At 67.2% G+C, this 22,990-nt stretch carries 18 protein-coding genes and 2 tRNA genes; 12 read left to right on the top strand and 8 right to left on the bottom strand.

The window, feature by feature from the left end; all coding sequences use genetic code 11:
* Positions 1-1,479, bottom strand: coding sequence for an NAD(P)H-hydrate dehydratase (locus EDF74_RS14320; RefSeq protein ID WP_123730697.1), 1,479 nt, complete (start codon positions 1,477-1,479; stop codon positions 1-3).
* 72 nt (positions 1,480-1,551) lie between these two features.
* Here EDF74_RS14320 and queG point away from each other — a divergent pair, with 72 nt between their 5' ends.
* Entirely contained in the window at positions 1,552-2,640 is a 1,089-nt protein-coding gene (queG, locus tag EDF74_RS14315) for a tRNA epoxyqueuosine(34) reductase QueG (RefSeq protein WP_123730696.1), read from the top strand.
* A gap of 60 nt (positions 2,641-2,700) precedes the next feature.
* Positions 2,701-4,041 carry an exodeoxyribonuclease VII large subunit gene (gene xseA, locus EDF74_RS14310; RefSeq protein WP_123730695.1) on the top strand — a complete coding sequence of 447 codons (1,341 nt, stop codon included), beginning with the start codon at positions 2,701-2,703 and terminating at the stop codon, positions 4,039-4,041.
* Positions 4,042-4,072: 31 nt separating this feature from the next.
* Here xseA and EDF74_RS14305 read toward each other — a convergent pair whose 3' ends face one another.
* Positions 4,073-4,975 carry a M48 family metallopeptidase gene (locus EDF74_RS14305; protein WP_121038276.1) on the bottom strand — a complete coding sequence of 301 codons (903 nt, stop codon included), beginning with the start codon at positions 4,973-4,975 and terminating at the stop codon, positions 4,073-4,075.
* Between the two features lie 109 nt (positions 4,976-5,084).
* Positions 5,085-6,983: a formylglycine-generating enzyme family protein gene (locus tag EDF74_RS14300; RefSeq protein WP_428999166.1), complete on the bottom strand. Its 1,899-nt coding sequence runs from the start codon at positions 6,981-6,983 to the stop codon at positions 5,085-5,087.
* A gap of 189 nt (positions 6,984-7,172) precedes the next feature.
* Here EDF74_RS14300 and rnd point away from each other — a divergent pair, with 189 nt between their 5' ends.
* Positions 7,173-8,252, top strand: a complete 1,080-nt coding sequence (rnd, locus tag EDF74_RS14295) for a ribonuclease D (RefSeq protein ID WP_123730893.1) — start codon at positions 7,173-7,175, stop codon at positions 8,250-8,252.
* Between the two features lie 86 nt (positions 8,253-8,338).
* On the opposite strand, the gene EDF74_RS14290 is transcribed toward rnd, so the two are convergent.
* Positions 8,339-10,684, bottom strand: coding sequence for a TonB-dependent receptor (locus tag EDF74_RS14290; RefSeq protein WP_123730693.1), 2,346 nt, complete (start codon positions 10,682-10,684; stop codon positions 8,339-8,341).
* A 301-nt stretch (positions 10,685-10,985) separates the two neighbouring features.
* Positions 10,986-13,535, bottom strand: a complete 2,550-nt coding sequence (locus EDF74_RS14285) for a Cache 3/Cache 2 fusion domain-containing protein (protein WP_123730692.1) — start codon at positions 13,533-13,535, stop codon at positions 10,986-10,988.
* A 314-nt stretch (positions 13,536-13,849) separates the two neighbouring features.
* Here EDF74_RS14285 and EDF74_RS14280 point away from each other — a divergent pair.
* Positions 13,850-13,925 (top strand) — tRNA-Ala (locus EDF74_RS14280).
* A 68-nt stretch (positions 13,926-13,993) separates the two neighbouring features.
* Here EDF74_RS14280 and EDF74_RS18260 read toward each other — a convergent pair.
* Both EDF74_RS18260 and EDF74_RS14275 read right to left on the bottom strand, forming a co-directional pair.
* Positions 13,994-14,164, bottom strand: a complete 171-nt coding sequence (locus EDF74_RS18260) for a hypothetical protein (protein ID WP_183073677.1) — start codon at positions 14,162-14,164, stop codon at positions 13,994-13,996.
* 124 nt (positions 14,165-14,288) lie between these two features.
* Positions 14,289-15,311 (bottom strand): NADP-dependent oxidoreductase, encoded by a 1,023-nt coding sequence (locus EDF74_RS14275; protein WP_123730691.1) that lies wholly within the window; start codon positions 15,309-15,311, stop codon positions 14,289-14,291.
* Between the two features lie 223 nt (positions 15,312-15,534).
* Here EDF74_RS14275 and EDF74_RS14270 point away from each other — a divergent pair, with 223 nt between their 5' ends.
* Positions 15,535-15,924, top strand: coding sequence for a hypothetical protein (locus EDF74_RS14270; protein WP_123730690.1), 390 nt, complete (start codon positions 15,535-15,537; stop codon positions 15,922-15,924).
* On the opposite strand, the gene EDF74_RS14265 is transcribed toward EDF74_RS14270, so the two are convergent.
* Positions 15,914-16,720 (bottom strand): AraC family transcriptional regulator, encoded by an 807-nt coding sequence (locus EDF74_RS14265; RefSeq protein WP_123730689.1) that lies wholly within the window; start codon positions 16,718-16,720, stop codon positions 15,914-15,916. The two genes, EDF74_RS14270 and EDF74_RS14265, sit on opposite strands and share 11 nt — an antisense overlap.
* A 93-nt stretch (positions 16,721-16,813) precedes the next feature.
* Here EDF74_RS14265 and EDF74_RS14260 point away from each other — a divergent pair, with 93 nt between their 5' ends.
* The 7 genes from EDF74_RS14260 to EDF74_RS14230 all read left to right on the top strand — a co-directional run bounded on the left by EDF74_RS14260 (position 16,814) and on the right by EDF74_RS14230 (position 22,905).
* Entirely contained in the window at positions 16,814-17,995 is a 1,182-nt protein-coding gene (locus EDF74_RS14260) for a YbfB/YjiJ family MFS transporter (protein WP_123730688.1), read from the top strand.
* 203 nt (positions 17,996-18,198) lie between these two features.
* Positions 18,199-18,274: transfer RNA gene (locus EDF74_RS14255), tRNA-Phe, on the top strand.
* Between the two features lie 95 nt (positions 18,275-18,369).
* Positions 18,370-18,906 carry a hypothetical protein gene (locus tag EDF74_RS14250; protein ID WP_148045960.1) on the top strand — a complete coding sequence of 179 codons (537 nt, stop codon included), beginning with the start codon at positions 18,370-18,372 and terminating at the stop codon, positions 18,904-18,906.
* Between the two features lie 125 nt (positions 18,907-19,031).
* On the top strand, positions 19,032-19,748 hold the full coding sequence (locus EDF74_RS14245; protein ID WP_259261470.1) for a hypothetical protein: 717 nt from the start codon (positions 19,032-19,034) through the stop codon (positions 19,746-19,748).
* A 123-nt stretch (positions 19,749-19,871) separates the two neighbouring features.
* Complete coding sequence (locus tag EDF74_RS14240; RefSeq protein ID WP_123730686.1) at positions 19,872-20,411, top strand: lipocalin family protein; 540 nt, start codon at positions 19,872-19,874, stop codon at positions 20,409-20,411.
* A gap of 167 nt (positions 20,412-20,578) precedes the next feature.
* Complete coding sequence (locus EDF74_RS14235; protein WP_123730685.1) at positions 20,579-21,064, top strand: LEA type 2 family protein; 486 nt, start codon at positions 20,579-20,581, stop codon at positions 21,062-21,064.
* Positions 21,065-21,111: 47 nt separating this feature from the next.
* On the top strand, positions 21,112-22,905 hold the full coding sequence (locus tag EDF74_RS14230; RefSeq protein WP_123730684.1) for an acyl-CoA dehydrogenase C-terminal domain-containing protein: 1,794 nt from the start codon (positions 21,112-21,114) through the stop codon (positions 22,903-22,905).
* The last annotated feature ends 85 nt before the right edge of the window (positions 22,906-22,990 follow it).

The raw sequence follows: 22,990 nt of genomic DNA, 5'->3' as shown, positions 1-22,990 counted from the left end.
TCAAACGTCCGGATTGACCAGCCGGCGCAGCGGCGCCAGCAGATCGGTGGGAAGCAGGCCCCGCTGGCCGTCACTGGCGGCGGCATCGCCGGCCAGGCTGTGCAGCAATGCGCCGGTGCTGGCGGCATCGAAGGCGCCCAGGCCCTGCGCACGCAGGGCGGCAATAATGCCGGTGAGCAGATCGCCCATGCCACCCACGGCCATGCCGGGATTGCCGGCAGCGATCACCCGCGGCACCGCGTCGGGCGCAGCGACTACGGTGCCGGCGCCCTTGAGCACCACCACCGCGTGGAAACGCTCGGCCAGCGCTTTGGCCGCCGTGAAGCGGTCGGCCTGCACCTGCGCGGTGCTCAGCCCGAGCAGGCGCGCGGCCTCGCCCGGGTGTGGGGTCAGGATCGCGTCATGGAGCGGCTGCGGCGCCTTGGCCAGCAGGTTCAGGGCATCGGCATCGATCACCAGCGGCTTGCCGCTGGCCAGCACCTGCCGCCACAGTTCGTGCGCCCAGTCGTCCTGGCCCAGGCCAGGCCCGATCGCGATCACACCGGCACGTGGGAGCAGGGCCTGCAGTTCCTGCGCGTCCTGCACGGCATGCACCATCGCTTCGGGCAGGCGCGCCAGCAGCGGTGCGACATGCGGCGACTGGGTCGCCACACTGACCAGCCCTGCGCCCGCGCGCAACGCCGATTCACTGGCCAGCATCACCGCGCCGCCGCTGCCGAGGTTGCCGCCCACGCACAGCACGTGGCCGGATTCGCCCTTGTGGGTATTGGCGCGGCGCGCCGGCAGCTGCGCGCGCAGGCGCGGTTGCTGCCAGCACTCGGCGCTGTGCTGCACGCCTTCGCCTGCGTCCGCAGGCAGATCCAGCGCGGCCAGGCGGCGACCGCCGACATGCTCCAGCGCTGCGCCGGTATACAGCCCCTGGTGGCGCACGATGAACTGCAGGGTGACCGTGGCACGGATGGCAACGCCCGGCACGTGACCGGTGCGTGCATCCACGCCGCTGGGCACGTCCAGCGCCAGCACCGGCACCCCAGCGCCGTTGATGGCCGTGATCAGATCCACCGCGGCACCGGCCGGCGCGCGGTTCAGGCCGATGCCGAACAGCGCGTCCACCAGCAGGTCTCCCGGCGGCAGAACGCCATCGTAGCGCGCCACCACACCGCCGGCGGCGATGAACGCCTGCTCTGCCCGCTGCGCCAACGTCGTGGCCGGCGCATCGCTGTCCAGCCGCAGCACCGTCACCCGGCGGCCGGCTTCACGGGCCAGACGGGCCAGCGCGTAGCCATCGCCGCCGTTGTTGCCGGCTCCCACCACCACGCCGATGCGCTGCGCCTGCGGCCAGCGCTCCAGCAGGCAATGCCAGGCGGCCTGGCCGGCCTGTTCCATCAGCGAGGCACCGCCATCGCCCAGCAGGGTGCTGGCCTGCGCATCCAGGCGGCGCGCAGCGGTGATATCGAACAGTTCAGCAAGCTCGGGCATGCCGGGATTCTATACTTGTCGCCCAGGCGCAGCCTTGCCGCGCCCTTCCCAGGCTCCGTTTCCGCCCAGGCCATGTCCGCCGTCCCCCTGCCCGCCCCCGTCCATCTGGCCCGTGCCGCCGAACGCATCCGTGCGATCGCGGGCGTGCACGGCTTCCAGCGCTGCGGGGTGTCCGGCATCGATCTGCGCGAAGACGAGGCGCACCTGGCCGATTGGCTGGGCAAGGGCCTGTACGGCACGATGGAGTGGATGGCGCGCCACGGCACGCTGCGTGCGCGGCCGGATGAACTGCTGCCGGGCACGGTGCGGGTGATCTCAGTCGGCATGGATTACGGCCACAAGGACGACGCCGAAGCCTGGGCCACCCTGCACGATGGCGACCGCGCCTACGTGGCGCGCTATGCGCTGGGCCGCGATTACCACAAGCTGATGCGCAACCGGTTGCAGAAGTTTGCCGACAGCATCGCCGCCGAGATCGGGCCGTTCGGCTACCGCGTGTTCGTTGATTCGGCCCCGGTGCTGGAGCGCGCGCTCGCCCGTAATGCCGGGCTGGGCTGGATCGGCAAGCACACCTGCCTGATCGACAGACAGGGCGGCTCGTGGTTCTTCATCGGCGAAATCTACGTCGACCTGCCACTGCCGGTGGATACACCGGCCACCGCACACTGCGGCACCTGCACGCGCTGCATCGATGTCTGCCCGACCCAGGCGATCATCGCCCCGCACCGCCTGGATGCACGCCGCTGCATCTCCTACCTCACCATCGAACACGACGGTGCGATTCCCGAGGACATGCGCACGGCGATGGGCAACCGCATCTACGGCTGCGACGACTGCCAGCTGGTCTGCCCCTGGAACAAGTTCGCCAAGCGCACCGACGAGCCGGATTTCCGCGCGCGCAACGATCTGGACACCGCCTCGCTCGCCCAGCTGTTCGCCTGGGAAGAAGACGAGTTCCTGCGCCGCACCGAGGGCAGCCCGATCCGCCGCAGCGGGCATGAACGCTGGCTGCGCAACATCGCCGTGGCGTTGGGCAATGCCCCCACCCACGCCGAGACGCTGGCCGCGCTGCAGGCACGACGCGAGCATCCTTCGGCGATCGTGCGCGAGCATGTGGCCTGGGCACTGCAGCAGCACGCCGACCGCACTGCTGCGGGATGAAGCATCGCCGCCGACGTGCGACCATGGCCCCCCGTTCGTACCGTTTGGCCTGATCCCTCCATGGACCGCAGCGCGCAGATTCTCACGCCCAGCCAGCTCAACATCCTGGCCCGCGACCTGCTGGAAGGCGCGTTTCCGTTGATCTGGGTGGAGGCCGAACTGGGCAGCGTGACGCGCCCTGCCTCGGGCCATCTCTATTTCACGCTGAAGGACGCGCGCTCGCAGATCCGAGCCGCGTTGTTCAAGCCCAAGAGCCAGTGGCTGACGTTCGTGCCGCGCGAAGGCATGCGCGTGCTCGCCCGTGGCCGGTTGACGCTGTACGAAGCACGCGGTGAGTACCAGATGGTGCTCGACCACATGGAAGAAGCCGGCGAAGGCGCTCTGCGCCGCGCTTTCGAGCAGCTCAAGGCGCGCCTGGAGGCCGAGGGCCTGTTCGCGCCGGAGCGCAAGCGACCGCTGCCCGCGCATGTGCGTCGTCTGGCGGTGATCACCTCGCGCACCGGCGCGGCGGTGCGCGACGTGCTCAGCGTGCTTGAACGGCGTTTCCCGATGCTCGAGGTCGATCTGCTGCCCAGCCTGGTGCAGGGCGACAGCGCTGCCGCGCAGATCACCTCGCTGTTGCGTGGTGCCGATGCCAGCGGCCGCTATGACGTGATCCTGCTGACCCGCGGTGGCGGCTCGATGGAGGATCTCTGGGCCTTCAACGATGAGCAGTTGACCCGCGCGATCGCGGCCAGCCAGACCCCGGTGGTATCTGCCGTGGGTCACGAAACCGACTTCAGCCTGGCCGACTTCGCCGCCGATCTGCGCGCGCCGACGCCGTCGGTCGCGGCCGAACTGCTGGTGCCTGATCAGCGTGACCTGCTGCTGCGTGTGCGTCGCCTGGATGCGCGTCTGGCGCAGTTGCAGCGGCACAGCCTGGGGCAGGCCATGCAGCGCGCGGACCGTGCCCTGCTCCGCCTCAACGCGCAGAGCCCGCAATCACGCCTGCAGCTGCTGCAGCGTCGCCAGCAGGACGTCGCGCGCCGTCTGCACGCGGCGTGGACGACACAGCATCAGGGCCGTCTGGCCCACCTGCGCCACGCGGCCGCCGTGCTGCGCAGCGGTCATCCGCAGCGCCGGCTGGATGCCCTGCGTGAGCGCCTGCAACGCCTGCAGCCGCGTGCGGACAGTGCGATCGGTCGCCAGCTGCAGCGCGACGCCCTGCGCCTGCGTGCGCTCGCCCGTTCGATGGAAGCGGTCAGCCCGCTGGCCACCGTCGCGCGTGGTTACGCGATTCTGACCCGCGAGGACGATGGCAGTCTGGTGCGTTCGCCGTTGCAGGTGCGCCCGGGCGACACGCTCAAGGCACGCGTGCAGGACGGCGTGATCGACGTAACGGTCAACGAGCCGTCGCGCTGATCCGGCGCGCCCAGGCCGCTGCGGTTCGCCTTCAACGCCCTGCGCTTTCGCAGAACTTCTGCCGGTACTCCATCGCCTTGGGCATCAACGCCTGCAGGTTCTGGATGCGCGTGCCCGGGTTGGGATGCGTGGACGCGAATTCCGAGGTCGATTGCCCACCACTGGCCTGCCCCATCCGCTCCCACAGCGGAATCGCTTCCTGCGGATCGAAACAGGCCGCCGCGGCCAGCATCAGGCCTACTTCATCGGCCTGGGTCTCATGGCTGCGCGCGTACGGCAGCAGGTAGCCGTAGCCCATCGCCGACATCATCATCTGCTGCTGTTGCGGGTCCATGCCGCTGGCGGCACCGGCCATCTGCCCGATCTGGGTCATCTTCTGCTGGGCCATGCGCTGGGCACCGTGCCGCAGCAAGGCGTGCGCGATTTCATGGCCCATCACCACGGCCATCGCATCCACCGTACGCGCCACCGGGATCAACCCGGTGTAGACCGCCATCTTGCCGCCCGGCAGGCAGAACGCATTGGCCTGGTCGGACGGAATCACGTTGACTTCCCATTCGAAATCCCGCGCGAAGTGCGCAGGCTTCAGTCCATGCTCTTCGGCGAGCGCGGTTTCCACGACGTCCACCTTGGCGATCAGGCGCTGGGCGATCGCCTGGATTTCGCGTGACTGTGGCGCACTGGGATCCAGCGGTCGCTCCTGCGCCAGGATCTCCTGGTAGGCCTGCAGGCCCAGCGCCTTTTCCTGGGTCGCGTCGAGCGAGCTGTCGATCAGCACGCTCTCGCCGGTGTAGGGATCCACGGCGCGGTTGGAGAACCAGTAGAACGCGGCATAGCCGGCGAACGCCAGCAGCACCCACCAGCGGATGTTGCCGAACAGGCCTGGCCGCCGGGCGCGGCCCTGCTGCTGACCGCCGAATGGATCGTTGCGCATGCGCGTGGTTCCTGAGATGGCCGCGGCACCCTGCCCGACACTGTGCCAATCCTAGAACGCGCGCCGGGGGGCCGGGTGAAATCCCGTCACCCCACGACGGGAAGATCCCTCAGATGCCTCGGACCAGCCGGAAGCCGATCCGTGCGCTGGTGGTGTCCGAATCCTGCGATTGCCGCCAGGCCGCGCGGGTCTGTGCCGGCGCATTGGCCCAGTTGCCACCGCGGATCACGCGCTGCCGGCAGCCAGGGTTGAACCAGGCCACGCCATCGGACGGCGCACGCCGGTAGCTGGCATGCCAGCAGTCGGCGACCCATTCGCTGAGGTTGCCAGCGATGTCGTGCAGGCCCCACGGGTTGGGATCGAAGCTGGCCACCGGGGCCGGCCCCCAGTATCCATCGCCGTAGCCGACGAAGGCGTTGTACCAGTGCCGTCCGGAGGGCGAGACATCCTCGGCCCCGGTGAAGTTGCCGGCGCGCGCGGGCGGCGTGCCCGCATCGCCCCACGGGTAACGGCCGCTGCTGCCGGCGCGCAGCGCGTATTCAAATTCGGCCTCGCTGGGCAGCCGGTAGGAGCGCCCCGTCTGCTCGGACAGCCAGGTCGCGTAATTCTCGGCATCGCGCACGCTCACGTGCATCACCGGCAGGTTGGCGATCGCCTCGGCACCGTTGTAATCCGACTGCCAGTCCACCCCGCTGCGCCGTACGAAGTTGCCGCTGCGCTCGTCATACACGATCGAGTGACCGCGCCGCGTGGCGCGTGGGCGGGTCTTGGTGGCCTGCACGTAACGGCGGAAATCGGCGACGGTCACTTCCGTGATCGACATCGCGAAGCCACGTTCGAAACGCACGTAATGCGAGGGTTTTTCCGCATCGGTCGCGCCGAGCTCATTCTCGGCCGCGCCCATCTGGAAACCGCCGTGCGGCACCACGATCATCTGTGGCCCACGGCCGCCATCGCGCAACGCATCGCTGAACACCTGCCGCGGCCGGAAGCTGCCGTAATGCGTCACCAGTTCGATCCGCTCACGCAGCTGGCCGACGACAGGGTCGCCGGGCAACGCGATGCGCAGCGCATCTTCCAGCTTCTGCCGGGCCGGCTTGAGCCCCTGCGGCGTGGCCAGATCGCGCAGGCCTTCGTTGCGCAGCCGCGCCAGGATGTCAGAGCGGATTTTCTCGATGCGTTCGAAGGCATCGGCGATGGTGATCGATGAATCGCGGACCTTCGCCGCTTCGGCCAGCCAGGTCCCGGCCGCGGCGAAATCGGTGGCCCGCGCGGCGGTCTCGGCCCGGCGGATCAGCGCGCTCTCGGCGGCGGCCAGGCCCTGCCGGGCGCGCGGGTTGTCCGCATCCAGCGCCAGTGCCTCGCGGAAATTGGGGATCGCGCCATCGCCATCCTCGCCGATGCGGTCCGCGCGCAGATCGTCTTCGCCGGCGCGGTTGTACGCCACCACACGCTGGGCGATCTCCACCCGCGACTGCAGCTCACGCACCTTGGCATCATCCGGTGCCAGCGTGAGCAGCACCAAGGCCATCTCACTGGCCTGGGCCAGCGCCTCACGCTGCTTGAGCGGGCGGTCCAACAACGCGCCTGCCTCCTCCAGCAGGCGCTGCCGGGCACGTCTCAGGCCGGTCTCGGCCACGCGGTCCTTGGGGTCGTGCTGAAGCAGCGCGAGCCAGATCGGAATCGCATCCTCGGCAGTGCGGTACAGGCGGCCTTCCTCGAAGGCACGTGCCGCGTCACGTCGCGCCTGGGTCACGTCGCCGTCGCCAAGGGTCACTGCCGGCGCCTGCCAGCGCTCCACGGTTTCAGCGGCGTCCTCGCCCCCGATGGTGACCTGGGCAACCGGTGCGCTGGTCTTCGCCGGTGCAGCGGCGGGCTTGGCGACCGGCGTTGCCGACGGCGCGGGGGCCGGGGCGGGAGAACACGCGGCCAGCAGGCCCAACAGGCCAGTGAACAGCAGCGGCAATGTGCCTGAGGGTCGCAAGTGGGGTTCCTTGGGGCGTGTCATCGTGACGCGATGACGGTCCAGGTGGCATGCCGCAGGCGCGGACAGGGGGTCATCATAATCGCCACCGTCCCGGGCGGCGACCGTCCACGGCCCGGGCGTTCATCACCGCACGGCGGTATGCCGGCCGTGGCACGGGGTTAGGCTATCCTCCCCGACCTGAGCACCCCTTTGCAGTACATGGAATCCCACGTGGCTTACTGGATCAAAACCCCGGCGGAACTGGACGAGCGCTACCGCCAGCGCCCCACCCGCATCGGCCTGGACACCGAGTTCATCCGCGAACGCACCTATTGGCCGCAGCTGGCGCTGGTGCAGATGGCCGTCGGTGATGAAATCCTGCTGATCGACCCGCTGATCCCCGGCATGAACGAGGCCCTGGCCCCGTGGCTGGCCGACACCTCCATCCTCAAGATCATGCACAGCGCCAGCGAAGACCTGGTCACTTTCAAGGTCGCCTGCGGCGTGCTGCCGCGCCCGCTGTTCGACACCCAGATCGGTGCATCGCTGGCGGGCATCGGCGGTGGCCTGGGCTACCAGAAACTGGTCACCGCGGTCACCGGCGTCACCCTCACCAAGGGCGAGACCCGCTCGGACTGGATGCGCCGGCCGCTCTCGGACGCGCAGCTGGAGTACGCCGCCGACGACGTGGAATACCTGTTCCAGATCCACGACACCATCGAGGCCCGCCTGGAAGAACTGGGCCGCCGCCAATGGCTGCAGGACGACGCCGAACGCCTGCTCGCCAGTGTCGAACACGATGAAGAGCGTTGGCCGCACGTGGCGATGCGCTCGGCACAGTTCATGGACACCGCTGCGCAGCTGCGCCTGCTGCGGCTGCTGCGCTGGCGCGATGTGCAGGCCCGCGCGAGTGACAAGCCGCGCAGCTGGGTGCTCGACAACGAACTGGCCGCGGTGCTTGCACGCACCCCGCCGGCCGATGTGGAGGCGTTGTCCAAACTGATGGAAGGTTTCCCCAAGGCCCCGCGCAAGCTGGCTACCCAGGTATGGCAGGCGCTGACCACCCCGCTCGCCGACGAAGCCGAGGCACCGCTGGCACTGCCGGCCAACGATGCCAACAAGCAGGCCCTGAAGCGGTTGCAGGATGCCGTCAGCGCGCGCAGTGCCGAACTCGGCCTGCCCGATGGCGTGCTGGCCTCGCGCAAGCATCTGGAAAGCTATCTGGAAAGCCGCCAATGGCCGACCGTGCTCGCAGGCTGGCGCCAGGCGCAGCTGGAGCCGAACCTCTCGGCACTGTTGCCCCCTGCCTGAAACGACAACGCCCCGCATCAGCGGGGCGTTTTTCATCGATCCGGCTCACCGGCGCCGCAGCAATGCGGCACCGGTGATCGCGTGACTTACCAGTTCATGTTGAGCGACACGCCCACGGTGCGCGGTTCGTTGTAGACCGCGGCCATGTAGTTCTCGATCACACCCTTGAGGTTCTTCTCATTGGTGATGTTGCGCGCGAACAGCGCCACTTCCCAGGCACCGTAGTTGGCGGAGTAGCCCAGCTTCAGGCCGCCTTCGAAGCTGCCCTTGGAGTTGAACTCGGCCGAGTCGTACAGCACGAAGCTGGTATACCCCTGCTTGTTCCAGTCGGTGGAGACGAAGAACACATCGCTGTCGTTGACCGGCATGTCGTAACGGGCAGCCAGGTTGATGTTGTACTTCGGTGCGTTGGGCAACGGGTTGCCGTTGATCTGCGCGAAGGTGTTGGCACCGACCTTGATGGTCGGATCGTTCACCGTGCACACCACGGCGCCGTTCAGGGCGCAGACCTGCGCGTACACGCGGTCGTCCTGGATTTCGCTGTGCAGCAGGCTGACACCGGCGCTGAGGGCCAGGTTCGGGATCGGGCGCAGTTCCATGTCCGCTTCCAGACCATAGGCCTTGGCCTTGTCGGCGTTGAACAGCACGCCGTTGCCGTCCGAATCGTTGCCGTTGAGCTGGATGTCGTTGACCACGTAGGTGAACGCGGCGGCGTTCACGCGCAGGCGGTTGTCCCACAGGCTGCTCTTGATGCCGGCCTCCCAGGACAGGATGGTTTCCGAGTTCGCCGTGGTGAAATCGGCATTGAACACGGCCGAACGGCCCTGGATGGTCGGGCCGCGGAAGCCGCGTGCCACGCGCGCATACACGCTCAACTGCGGGTTGAACGCATACATCGCGCTCAGGTCCCAACTCGGGGTGGTGTCGGACATCTCCACGTAGGTGCGGCCCTTGTAGGTCACGGCACCGGCGGCGGTATCGGCGGTCTTGAGCAGACGGGTCTTCTTCTCATCCTTGGTCTGGCGCAGGCCGGCGGTCAGGGTGAACTTGTCGGTCACGTCATAGCTGACCTGGCCGAAACCCGCCCAGGAGGTATTGACGTTGCGCAGGCGCACCCAGTTGTTCGGGTTGCGGGCAGCGGTGTTCAGGAACCAGGCACGCTGGTAGAAATCGGTGGTGTCGCGGCCGTCGAAATAGAACGCGCCGACCTGCCACTTCAGGCGATTGTCATCGCCGTTGGCCAGGCGGAATTCCTGGGTCCACTGGTCCAGATCGCGGATCTGGCCCATCGACTGGCCGTAGCCGTTCGGCACGCCGTTGACCGGGTAGTTCACGGCGGCACCGCCGTCGGTGTCACCGCGGCTGTAGCCGGAGGTGGTTTCGTAGGCGGTGATCGAGGTCAGCGAGACGTTGCCGAAATCGTAGATCGCCTTCACCGAGCCGCCGTAGGTCTTGTAAGCCTGCGGGTTGTTGTCGGCTTCGTCGTAGGCGACCCTGTCGCGCGGCACGTCGGTCTTGTTGGAGCCCTTGGTCACCGCGTTGCGCAGGAACAGGGTCGAGGTTCCGTCGTAATCGCGCGCATGAGCCGAGGCCAGCAGCGAGAAGTTGTCGCTCGGCTGCAGCAGCAGCTGCGCGCGCACGTTGCGGTCGTCGAAGCCGCCCATGGCGTTCTTCTTCGGCGAGACCGTGCCATCGGCACTCGGGCCGCTGTAGGTGTTGTCGACGTAATCATCGCGGTGCTGGTACAGCGCCGACACGCGGAACGAGGCGATATCGTTGATCGGGCCACCGAAGCCGCCATCGATCGCCACGCTGCCGTAGGAGCCGTAGCTGGCCTGCACGCGGCCGCTGTAATCCTGGCTCGGCTTGATCGTGTCGAACTTGACGATGCCGGCGGTGGTGTTGCGGCCGAACAGCGTGCCCTGCGGGCCACGCAGCACCTCGATCTGGTCCACGTCGTAGACCGGGTTGGACTTCAGCACCACGTGCTCAAGCACCACGTCGTCCTGGATGATCGACACCGGCTGCGAGGCACCGAGGTAGAAGTCGATGTTGCCCAGGCCGCGGATGTAGAAGCGCGGGAAGATGCGGCCGGTGGTGGTTTCGGCGTAGAAGCTCGGCACCTTGCCCGACAGGGCCAGCAGGGTGTCATCGCCGCCCGCGGTGTAATCACGGATCTTCTCGCCCTGCACCACGCCGACCGACACCGGCACTTCCTGCAGGTTGCGCTCGCGGTGGTCGGCGGTGACGGTGATGGTGTCCAGCGAGGTGGCGCTGGCGGACTGCGCGTCCTGCGCCGAGACGGCAGCGGACAGCATCAGCGCAGCGGAGGCGCAGGCCAGCGCCAGCGCGCGGCGGCGCGGCAGCACGGCGGCGGAAAGGGAACGGGAGAGAAGACGCGTCGACACAGGGGCGTGGCGTAGAGCGGGCATGCAGAGGTCTCGGGTAGTACAGATCGGGGCAGCCGGCGAGATGGCCGGGCACCATAGGAAACGGCATCGCTGTGGAGACAGCGATGCGGCACGGTATTGGCTGGATGTTTCAGATTGGTGTCAGGGCGTTGTGGGCGACGGCTGTCCGGCCCCCCTGGTCCACTGGCTATGCGGCCGCGTTTTCTGGCGCGGATTATGCCCGCCTGGCGCGTCGCCCGGAAGGGCGCGCGGCGCGATCAGCCCTGCAGATCGGCCGATCGGCGAGGATGGGCAGGGGCGGCGCCCCCTGCCCCTGTGGGGCTCAGGCGGGAACGGCCTGGCGTCTGGCCGGCGTGTGCCCGGCCAGACGGAAACGCCCCACCGACTGCTGCAACTCGCTCGACTGCGCGTTCAGTGCGCGCGCAGCGGCCGAGGCTTCTTCCACCAAGGCGGCGTTCTGCTGGGTCACGCCATCCATCTGCACGATGCTCTGGCTGACCTGATCGATACCCGCTGCCTGCTCCTGGCTGGCGCTGGCGATCTCTTCGATCAGGCCGCCCAGCTCGCCCACGGCCTGCACCATCCGCTGCAGTGTCTGCCCCGCTTCATCGGCCAGCGCACTGCCATCGGTGACCTTGGTGACCGAATCCCCGATCAGGCTCTTGATCTCCCGGGCCGCCTGCGCCGAGCGCTGTGCCAGGGCGCGCACTTCGGAGGCGACCACGGCGAAGCCACGGCCTTCTTCACCCGCACGTGCCGCTTCGACCGCGGCATTGAGCGCCAGAATGTTGGTCTGGAAGGCAATGCCGTCGATCACCGTGGTGATGTCGGCGATACGGTGCGACGACGCCTGGATATCGCCCATGGTCTGCACCACCTGCGCGACCGCCGCGCCGCCCTGCGCGGCCACGGCCGCCGTCTGCGCCGCCAGCTGATCGGCGCGCCGGGCGTGATCGGCATTCTGCTTCACGGCTGCGGTCAGTTCTTCCAGCGAGGCGGCGGACTCTTCCAGACTGGCCGCCTGCTGTTCGGTACGCCGCGAAAGGTCCTCGTTGCCCGCCGCGATTTCCGACGATGCAGTGGCCACCGAGACGGCCGCCTGCTGGATGCCGGCGACAATCGTGGTCAGCTGGCTGACGGTGGCATTGGCATCGTCACGCATGGTGGCGAACACACCCTGGAACTCGCCCTCGATGCGTCCGCGCAGGTCGCCGGCGGCCAGCGCGCGCAGCAATCCCGACAGCGAGGACAGATTGCGGTCGGCGGTGACCATCAGGGTATTGAGTCCTTCCACCATCACCCGGAAATCGTGGTTGAAGGCGCCCGCATTGCCGCGCACGCTGAAATCACCCGCTGCCGCAGCGGCGACCAGGTGTTTGATTTCCCCATTGATGGCCTGAAGGCGATCGCGCACACCGTTCACGGCGTCGGTGATCTTGGCCTTCTCCCCCGGCAACGCCTCCATCGAGGGCGACAGGTCACCATCGGCGTAGCACTGCACCAGCTCCACCATGCGCAGCTTGGTGGATATGTGCGCCTCCACCAGTGCATTGGTGCCGGTCACCATGGTGCGGAACTCCCCTTCAAATGCGTCGGCATCGATGCGGTAGCTGATCGTACCCTCGGCATGCTGGCGGCTCATGTCGTTCTGTGCGGCAATGATCGCGCGGAGCTTGCCCTGCATCTGCTGCAGCGCCGCCATCAGGCGGCCCACCTCATCCTGCCCGCGCACCTGGATGCTGCCTTCAAGACGACCGGCCGCAACGTCCCGGGCCACCTGCCCCGCTTCGGCCAACGGCCGGCTCAGCACCCGTCGGACCACCAGCACCATCGCCACGATCACCGCCAGCAGTGCCAGCGCCGAGACCAACGCGATGTGCAGCATCAGCTTGCCTAGCACGGCGTGCACCACCGAGACCGGCTCCATGCCCAGCACCACCCAGTGCCACGGACCATAGGCCTGGGTCGACACGAAGTACGTCTGGGCCGTGTCCTGATCACCGCTGCGCAGCTGCACCTGGCCCTGCGTGACCGTGCCGTCCAGCAGGGCCTGCAGCGCAGCGTGGTCGGATTCGGGCACCTTGGCCTGAAGCTTGCCACCCTCACCGTCCGGCCCGGCGATGATCGTCCCGAAGTTCTCGCCAGGCCGGGTATCGACGGCGATGAAGTAGCCGTCCTTGCCCAGCTGCGAGGCGCGCAGGCGGGTCTTCAGCGCCGCCAGGCCATCGGAATAGTTCTGACCGACGAAGGCGATGCCCACGACCTCGCCCGCCGCATCGGTGATCGGCATGTAGTGGGTCATGTAGTCCACACCGAACAGCCGGGCCGGACCGGTGTAGCGCTCGCCGGCCAGCAGCTTCTGGTAGGCCGGATTGGCGTGGTCCAGCACGGTGCCCATGGCGCGGGCGCCCTCGGCGTTGCGCAGCGAGGTCGATACACGGATGAACTCCTGCCCGTCGCGCGCGAACACGGTGGCCACGCCGCCCGTCGCCTCGGCGAAGCGATCGACGGCGGCCTCCTGCAGATTGACGACGTCGCTGCCCAGACGAAGCGTCGGCGTGGACCGCTCACCGATCAGGATCGTCTTTGCGGGGTCCAGGGTGGCATCGCCGGCCGGCAGCATGGCGCGGAAGGTGCCGGCCATGCGCTCGGTGCTGTCGCTGAGGCTGCGGTCATAGAGTTGGACCGAGTCGCGCATCAGCACGGTGGCCGACTGCAGCCCGGCCTCGACGCGCTGCTGGTAGCTTGTCGCCGATTGCTGATAGACCAGCAATGCCAGACCAATAAAGGCCACGGTAGTGATCAGGCCCATCAGCAACGCCAGACGCGCGCCGATGGAGGAGGAGAAAACGGTGGCGGCACGGGTCGTCATCGTCGGGACTCGAAGGGATTGGGTATGAGGGATTGGCTCCCTTTCATATCGGCACCGTTTTGGTCCTCTTTACGCGATGGCGTCTAGTTACATTTCGCTACTCAAGAAATCCAACCCGTTGTGCTGCAAGGGTTTGCGGCGCGCCGACCCTCACAAAACCCACTCTTCCGTTCAGTTCGAGGACGTCCGCAGACCAGGCGGGCGGAGCGCCGCATCCATTCCCCCCCTCTTGGCAGCCGCCACTGGCCGGGGCTACACTAGATCCATCGCACGGCGCTCCAAGACGCGACACGCGAGGCAAGTGCGGTATCCGTGGGGCCATAGCTCAGCTGGGAGAGCGCGTCGTTCGCATCGACGAGGTCAGGAGTTCGATCCTCCTTGGCTCCACCACTATTCAACACAAAGCCCCGGGAATCCTGTTCCCGGGGCTTTGTTTTTCCAACGTCTGCAGGTCGGGCTTAGGCTCCCTCAGGATTATCCTTGCGCTCCGGCCGGCGTGTTCCCGCGTCATGGATCGCTTGATCGGTCTGCCCCGGCCGCTGCTTGGCGGTTTCATCCTGCTTGCGGTCCTGCTGGCTCTCTTCGATGCCTTCCTGCTTGCCGTGTTCGCTGGGCTTGGTGTCTGCCATGGGTCTACTCACTTGTGCGGTTCCCGGTACGGGGCCTTCATCCGCAGGCTAACCGGCCGATCGTGATGCACGAATCACGATCGGCACGGCCTTGCACACGTCGCACTCACACGCCCCGCGCCGCTCAATCCAGCTTGACCACCAGCTTGCCGAAGTTGTGGCCCTTGAGCAGTCCGAAGAAGGCCTCCGGCGCGCGTTCCAGTCCCTGCACGATGTCCTCGCGATATTGCACGCGGCCGTCCTTCAGCCACTGCCCCATGTCGCGCAGGAACGCAGGGAAGAAGGCGTGCAGATCCGACTGGATGAAGCCGCGCACGGTCAGGCGCTGGCGCAGCACCTGGCTCATGAAACCCGGCAGCCGGTCCGGCCCGGGCAACACCGCACCGCGCGCGTTGTAGGTGGCGATCGTGCCGCAGACCGGAATGCGCGCGAAGTCGTTGAGCAATGGCGCGACCGCATCGAAGACGTGTCCCCCGACGTTCTCGAAGTAGACATCGATGCCGTCGGGCACCGCCGCACGCAACTGCGCGGCGAAATCGTCGGCGCGGTGATCCAGCGCTACATCGAAGCCCAGCGTTTCCAGATACGCGCGCTTCTGCTCGCCACCGGCAATGCCCACCGTGCGCGCACCCTGCAGCTTGGCGATCTGACCCACCGTCGCGCCCACCGGGCCGCTGGCAGCCGCCACCACGAGCGTTTCGCCCGGCTGCGGCTTGCCGATTTCCTGCAGGCCCACGTACGCCGTGAATCCGGGCATGCCGTACACGCCCAGTGCAGTGCTGATCGGCAGGCCGTTGTCTTCCAGCTTGCGGCTGATCTGATCGCCGTCGATGACGGCATGCGTCTGCCAGTTGCCCGGAGCCAGCACATGCTCGCCGATGGCGAAACCGGGATGGTTGGAGGCGAGCACTTCAGCAACGGTGCGCCCTTCCATCACCGCATCCAGCGCAACCGGTGCGGCGTAGGACGGCCCCTCCTCCATGCGACCGCGCATGTAGGGATCCAGCGACAGATAGCGATTGCGCAGCAGCACCTCGCCCGGGCCAGGCGCGGGAACCGGCACGTGTTCGATACGGAAGTTGGACGAGACGGGAGCACCGTTCGGGCGCGAGGCGAGGACGATGCGGGTGTTGGTGAGCGCGGTCATCAGAGGATCGCTCCGGGGAGACGAAAAAGGAATCCCGACAGTACGCCGTCCAGGCACGTCCGGGCGGGGGGTAAAACAGCGTTCCATCGGTGCAGGACGACGCGGCTGTGCAATCACCTTGTGCGACAGGGACCGATCATTCCGATGGCGTCACAGCATTCCATCCGTACGCTGCACCGCGCATGCGTTGCCCGCGCCGCCGGCCAGGGCGCATGATCGCGTCATGAACGTTCCCTCCTCCAGCCGACGCCGCTACCTGCTGCCCGTGTTGATGTCCGCCACCACGGTGTTCGGCCTGACATGCTGGGCGATTCTGGCGACCGAGCCCGGTTGCCTGGCCGCGCAAGGCCATTGGTCGTCCGGTGCAGGCAAGTGCCACACGCGCCTGTGCCTGCTGCAGGGCGACTGCGGCGAGATGGCGTCACCTATCGTGGCATGCAACAAAGTGCAGGTCGGCGACAGCCGTGGCCGCGTGTACTTCCACCTGGGCAATCCCCTGCCTGGTGCGGGCGCCGAAGCGGAGTGGCCCGCAGGCAAGGCCGACAACGGCTCGATCCGTGCACGCTTCGAGGATGAGCGGCTGGTCAGCCTGGCCTGCCCGGTCACGCCGTAGGGCGTGCGCGCTTCCATTGCAGCGGGCTCATGCCCATCTCGATCCGGAACATGTAGTTGAACGCCGACGCCGAGGCATAGCCCAGCTCGTGCGCGATTACCGTGGGCGAACGCCCCTGCGCCAGCCACTCGATGGCGCGCAGCAGGCGCAGCCGCAACCGCCACTCGCGCAGCCGCATGCCGGTCTCGCGTTCAAAGTGGCGCGCCAGGGTACGCGGCGATGCCCCCAGCAAGGGCGCCCAGTCCTCCACGCTGCGGGTATCGGCAGGTTGCTCGTACAGTGCCTGGCACCAGCGCTGCAGGCGCGCATCCTGCGGCCACGGCAGGTGCCGGGTGTGCTGCCGCTGGCGCGGCAACTGCGCAGTGATCAGGGTGCACAAGGTGGCGTAGTAGGTGCGGTCGTGATCGGGCACGGTGCGATCGAGTTCAATGATCAGTTCGCGCAGCAGCGGTGACACATCGAGTACCACGCAATGCGTGGGCATACCCAGTGCCGGCCCATCCGCCACGTAAAGATTGCGGAACGCCGAGGTATTCAACGCGCCCGTGTGATGGGACGTGCCCGTCGGCACCCACAGCGCCTGCTGCGGGGTGATCACGTGACGTGCCTGCCCGGCGCTGGCCTGCAGCACACCCGTGCTGGCGTGGACCAGCTGGTTCCAGCCGTGCACGTGCGGCGGGAAGCGCTCGCCCGCCTCCAGTCGCTGGCTGCGCGCCACCACCGGCCAGGGCAGACGCCGCAGCGGCGGCACCGGGACTTCGCGCCAACCCGGCGCAGTGGGTTCCGCCGTGGCCATGTGACGCCTCATCGACAGGATGGGTCATTCTATCGAAAGACGCGGTCACCTCTGTCCACGGACCATGGGCCCTTCCCGCTGCCCTCCCCACCCATGTCACTCTCGATCCCGCCTCCCCGCCGCGCCTGGCAGGTCATCACGGCCGGCATCTGCGCGCTGGTACTCACGGTCGGCCTGGCGCGCTTTGCCTACACCCCGCTGCTGCCGGTGATGCGGCTCGACGCCGGGCTCACGGCAGCCGGCGGCGGCTGGCTGGCAACGTTCAACTATCTGGGCTACCTGGCCGGCACTGTGCTGGTCGCCCGGGTCGGCGACATGCAGCTGAAATTCCGCTTCTACCGCATCGGACTGGTCCTGGCAGTGGTATCCACCGGCCTGATGGGCACCACCACGGACATGGCCACCTGGGGCGTGCTGCGCTTCGTGGCCGGCCTGTCCAGCACCGCCGGCCTGCTGCTCGCCTCCGGGCTGGTGCTCAACTGGCTGCTCGCCCATCAGCGCCTCCCACAGCTCGGCCTGCACTTCGCCGGCCTCGGGGTAGGGATCGCGGTCTCGGGCCTGGCGGCTGCGGCGATGGCCGATCAACTGGCGTCCTCCCGGCAGTGGATCGCGCTGGGCACCCTCGCGGTGGTGTTCCTGATCCCGGCCTGGGCATGGATGCCGCCGCCGGCAGCGATCTCCAGTGCCACTGGGGCCAACGCTCCCCCGCCACCCGGGCGGCGCTGGCGCTGGCTGCTGATCGCCTCGTACTTCTGCGCGGGGGTCGGCTTCGTGGTCAGCGCGACCTTCATCGTCGCCATCCTGGTGCAGACCCCTGCCTTCGCCGGCCACGGCAGTTGGGTGTGGGTCCTGGTCGGCCTCACCGCCATCCCCTCGACGTTTGCCTGGGATCGGCTCTCGAACCGGCTTGGACTGATCCGTGCATTGATGCTCGCCTATGCGTTGCAGGCTACGTCCTTCGTATTGCCCTTGCTGGATGGCGGGCTGTGGGCCGGCGCAGCCAGCGCCGTGCTGTTCGGCCTGACCTTCGCCGGCATCGTCAGCCTGACCCTGACCGTGGTCGGTCGCCACTACCCGCACAATCCTGCCAAGGCGATGGCGACGCTGACGCTGAGTTATGGCGTCGCCCAGATCATCGCCCCCGCGATCGCCGGCACGCTGGCGCGCGACAGCGGCAGCTACCAGGGCGCATTGGTGCTGGCGGCGATCATGATGGTGATCGGCATCGTGCTGTTGTGGTGCATGCCTGACGACGCACGATCCACCACGGGCTGATCAACTGCACCGGCGGAAAGCATCCGCCTGAACCGACGTTCATGCGCTTGGGTGATGTGCTCGGGCCCGCTGGATCAAGCACTTGGATGTGGGCGGACACGGGTTTGGAAACAAATGTGAAATTTTTTTCCCGAAACGCTTGCCGAACCCCTCATACCTCCGTATTATTCGCGTCCTCGCCAGCGGCAACGCAGCGATGAAGTGGCCGGGTAGCTCAGTTGGTAGAGCAGGGGATTGAAAATCCCCGTGTCGGCGGTTCGATTCCGTCCCCGGCCACCACAATTTCAGATGACCTGCAGAAATGCAGGTCATTTTTTTTGTCTGTTGTTCGGCGTCGCTACATCGCGCAGCGTTCAAGGAAGGAGGTTCCGCACATGGTTCGTGCTTTGTTCGCCGCGCTGTTCGGCAAACGTCCTGTTGCCTTCCACAGTACATCCCCGATCGATGTGACCGTGCTGCGCCTCAAGCAGTCGATCCAGCATGGCCCGCGCCTCTCTGTCGCTGGAATGCGCGGGAAGGCCTCCGCTCAACGGATCCGCCTGTGCTGGACGCGCCCGTTCGTGTCCAATTCTTTCAAGCCGTATTTCATCGGCCAGTGCATCCCCACCGAACGCGGCACGCGGCTTGAAGGTGCGTTCCAGATGCATCCCTTCATCCGCACCCTGATGATCGGCATGTTCGTCAGTCTGCTCATCGTTCCGCTGGTGGCGGTGGTGAAGCACTGGCAACACACACACGACCTCGCGCCTGCCCTGTTGGCCAGTCTGGCGGTGGTGCCTGCTGCCTACTTCATGGCCGGCGCGGTGCTGGTGATCGTCACGATCAGCCGCTGGGCCGCACGCGACGATGAAGCGATGATCGAGGCGGAGATCCATCGCGCGCTGCAAAGCGGGCACACCGCTCAGGGATGATTTCCGCGGGCGGGCCGTTGCGCGCCTTGCCGTCCATCGCCACGCGCTGGCATGCTCACCCGGCGGACAGGATCGTCTGCGGCCGCGCTTGTTCGTCCCCATGGCCGCACACACAGGGAGAGGTGATGTCCGAAAGCATCGAAGTGCTGCAGGCGCAGATCGCGCATCTGCAGCGAAACCAACGGCGACTGACGCTGGGCTGCGCAGCAGCCGGCCTGCTCACCATGGCCGCCTTGATGATGGGTGCAACGTCACAGCGCAGCGCCAGCTTTGATGTCATTGATGCGCAACGCATCAACATCAAGGAGCCTGACGGAACGTTGCGGCTGGCGATCTCCAATCGCACGCTGTTTCCTGGGGTGGTCATTCACAACAAGGAGCAACCTCATCCGCGCCCGATGGCAGGCATGCTGTTCTTCAACGATGAAGGCACGGAAAACGGCGGGCTGATCTACAACGGTTCGCTCGACAAGAGCGGCAAACCCTCCAGCGGCATGAGCCTGACCTTTGATCGCTATCAGCAGGATCAGCAGATGCAACTGCTGGGCGTGGATGATGCGGGGACACACTACGCAGGGCTGACCTTCAATGACGTTGCCGATGGCCTGTCCCGCCCGTTCTTCTCCGAGCGGGACGAAGCACTTCATCGGAAGGGCATTCCTGCGATCACCGAGCGCGTGTTCCTTGGCAAGTCTGATGCGCGCGATGCCATGCTGACCCTGCGCGATGGTCAAGGAAAGCCGCGGCTTGAGTTGGTGGTCACGCCCTCTGGAGATGCCAAGGTGCGCTTCCTGGACGAGAGCGGCAACGCCACGCGGGAACTCTCCGCTGACAGTCGGTAGCGCGGGTGCCGCACGCTGCCACGCGCACGTCAGCGACGTGGGACGGCCACTGCATGACGGAATATTCACAATTTCCGCTCAGCCTATGCCTAAGCTCGCTGCGTCTTGTGTGGAGTGTCGACAATGCGCAGCCGCTATCTGATCAGTGCCCTGCTCGCCCTTGCCGCCACCGGGTCGGCCTGGGCGGCCGCGCCGGTGACCTCGGTGGAGGCGCTGGACATGGGCCGCTATGCCGGCCAGTGGCATGAGATCGCGCACCTGCCGGTGTCGTTCCAGAAGAAATGCGTGGGCGACATCACCGCCACCTACAGCCTGCGTGCCGATGGACGGATCAGCGTGCACAACGCCTGCCGCGAAGCCGATGGCGACCGCGTGGCAGCAGATGGCGTGGCGCGCCCGATCGAGGGCCATCCCGGCCGCCTGCAGGTACGTTTCGTGCCGGACTGGCTGTCCTGGGCGCCGCTGGTGTGGGCCGATTACTGGGTGATCGCGCTGGACCCCGGCTACCAGTGGGCAGTGGTCGGCGAGCCGGACCGCAAGTACCTGTGGATCCTGTCGCGCTCACCGAGCATGGATACCGCCCTGTTCGAGCAGCTCAAAGCCCGTGCCGAAGCAATGGGCTATGACCTCGCCCCGCTGCGGGTGATGGCGCCGCTGGACTGACCCGGCCCGGCCTCACCCCGCGCGCCGGGCCGGCCTGCCCCACGACTAAAAGCACGTGGCCCCGTCATCCCGGTGCCCTACCCTTGCATCTCGCTGCCGCAGGCAGCGCGAACACCATACGCCGTAGTATGCTCACACCCATGCAACACCCGCCTGAGGATTGCGCCATGTCCCACCGCTTCCGTCCCCGCCTCGCCTTTGCCCTGATCGTCATCGCCTCGCTGGCCCTGACCGCCTGCAACAAGACGGTCAAACGCGTTTCCGAGCCGGCCGCCAGCGTGCAGGAGTTGACGGTGCGTGCCGATGGCAGCTGGACGGTTGCGCTGCGCCTGCAGAACTTCAGCTCCATGCCCATGACCTTCGACAACGTCGCGCTGCAGTTGAAGGTGAGCGATGAGGATGCCGGCCAGCTGCAGCTGAAGCCCGCACTGTCCATTGGCGGGGTCTCGGCCGATGTGGTCAACGTGGACATCAAGCCGAGCTCGGGCGCCCGCCTGGTGATGGCCGATGCACTGGCCGGCAACCGCACCCTGGGCTATTCGCTCAAGGGCACGGTAAGCGCCACCCCGCAGGAAAAGAAGCAACGCACCTTCGAGATTGAAAGCCGCAGCACGCTCAACCAGGCCCCTGGCCTGCCCGGCGTCCTGCGCTGACCGGCGGGCTTTCCGCCACCCTTCGCCACTGATCGAGACTGTCCCCGATGAGCAGCTACACCGCCCCGCTTTCCGATATCCGTTTCGCCCTGCATGACGTGCTCAAGGTCGAGCCGCTGTTCGCGCGCCTTGGCCTGACCGATGCCACCGCCGATGTGGTGGATGCCGTGCTGGAAGAAGCAGGCCGTTTCAGTGCCAGCGTGCTGGCGCCGTTGAACAGCGTGGGCGATGAGATCGGCTGCGTCCTCGACCAGGCCACCGGCGAGGTCACCACCCCGCCGGGCTTCAAGCAGGCCTACGCCCAGTTCGTAGACGGCGGCTGGACCGGTCTGACCGCTGCACCGGAACTGGGTGGCCAAGGCCTGCCGCATACGTTGGGCGTGCCGCTCAATGAAATGATCAATGCCGCCAACCTGGCATGGGGCAACTTCCCGCTGCTCTCGCACGGTGCGATTGAAGCGCTCAAGCAGCATGGCGAGGCCTGGCAGCAGGACGCCTTCCTCAAGCCGCTGATCGACGGCCGCTGGACCGGCACCATGTGCCTGACCGAACCGCATTGCGGCACCGATCTTGGCCTGCTCAAGACCAAGGCCGAGCCGAACGCGGATGGCAGCTATGCGATCACCGGCACCAAGATCTTCATCACCGCCGGCGAGCACGACCTCACCGACAACATCGTGCACCTGGTGCTGGCCAAGCTGCCCGACGCACCGGCCGGGGCCAAGGGCATTTCGCTGTTCGTCACCCCGAAGTTCAAGGTCGATCGCGAGGGCAAGGTGGGCGAGCGCAATGCGCTGCGCTGCGGCTCGATCGAACACAAGATGGGCATCAAGGGCTCGGTCACCTGCGTGATGAACTTCGACGGTGCCGAAGGCTACCTGGTGGGTCAGCCGCACAAGGGCCTGCAGGCAATGTTCACCATGATGAACACCGCGCGCCTGGGCGTCGGCCTGCAGGGCATCGGCCTGTCCGAGCGGGCCTACCAGAACGCACTGAAGTACGCCCGCGAGCGCCTGCAGTCGCGTTCGCTGAGCGGTGCGAAGAACCCGGAAAAGCCGGCCGACCCGATCCTGGTCCACCCGGATGTGCGGCGCATGCTGCTGACCATCAAATCGCTGGTCGAAGGCAGCCGCCTGCTGGCCCTGCACGCGGCCACCCTGATCGACGTCGCCCACCACGCCGAGGATGCCGGCGAGCGCGAACGCGCGGACACGCTGGTGAGCTTCCTGACCCCGATCTCCAAGGCCTGCCAGACCGAATGGGGTATCGAGAACACCTACAACGCGCTGCAGTGCTTCGGTGGCCACGGCTACATCCGCGAGCACGGCATGGAGCAGCTGGCCCGCGATGCGCGCATCACCACGCTGTATGAAGGCACCACCGGCATCCAGGCGCTGGACCTGATCGGCCGCAAGACCGCCTCCAGCCAGGGCGCGGGGCTGAAGCTGATGCTGGCCGAGATCGAGGCCTTCGCCAAGGCCAATGAAGGCAACGAAGCGCTGGCCGAATTCATTGCCCCGCTGCGCGCCAAGGCCGACGAGTGGGCCAAGCTGACCATGGCGACCCTGCAGCGCGCGGCCACCAACCCCGATGAACTCGGCGCAGCCAGCTTCGATTACCTGTTCTACTCGGGCTATGTGGTGCTGGCCTACTGGTGGGCCCGCAGCGTCGCCGCCGCCGAGGCCTCCGCGCAGAGCGACGCGTTCAAGCAGGCCAAGCGCGAGACGGCCCGCTTCTACTTCGCCCGCGTGCTGCCGCGCACCCTCAGCCACGCCGCCGCGATCCAGTCCGGCGCCGAACCGTTGATGGCGATGACCGACGCGCATTTCGGCGAAGGCTGATCGGCCGCCTGGACCACGCAGGTGCTGGCCGTTGGTCGGCACCCCGATACACCTTCTGGAGAAAAGCCCCCTTGATGTTCAAGGG

Origin of the sequence: Stenotrophomonas rhizophila (assembly GCF_003751305.1) — a bacterium.
GTDB lineage: Bacteria > Pseudomonadota > Gammaproteobacteria > Xanthomonadales > Xanthomonadaceae > Stenotrophomonas > Stenotrophomonas rhizophila_B.
Note: the sequence above shows the minus strand (reverse complement) of the source record. Positions and strands in the feature narration are given on the sequence as shown.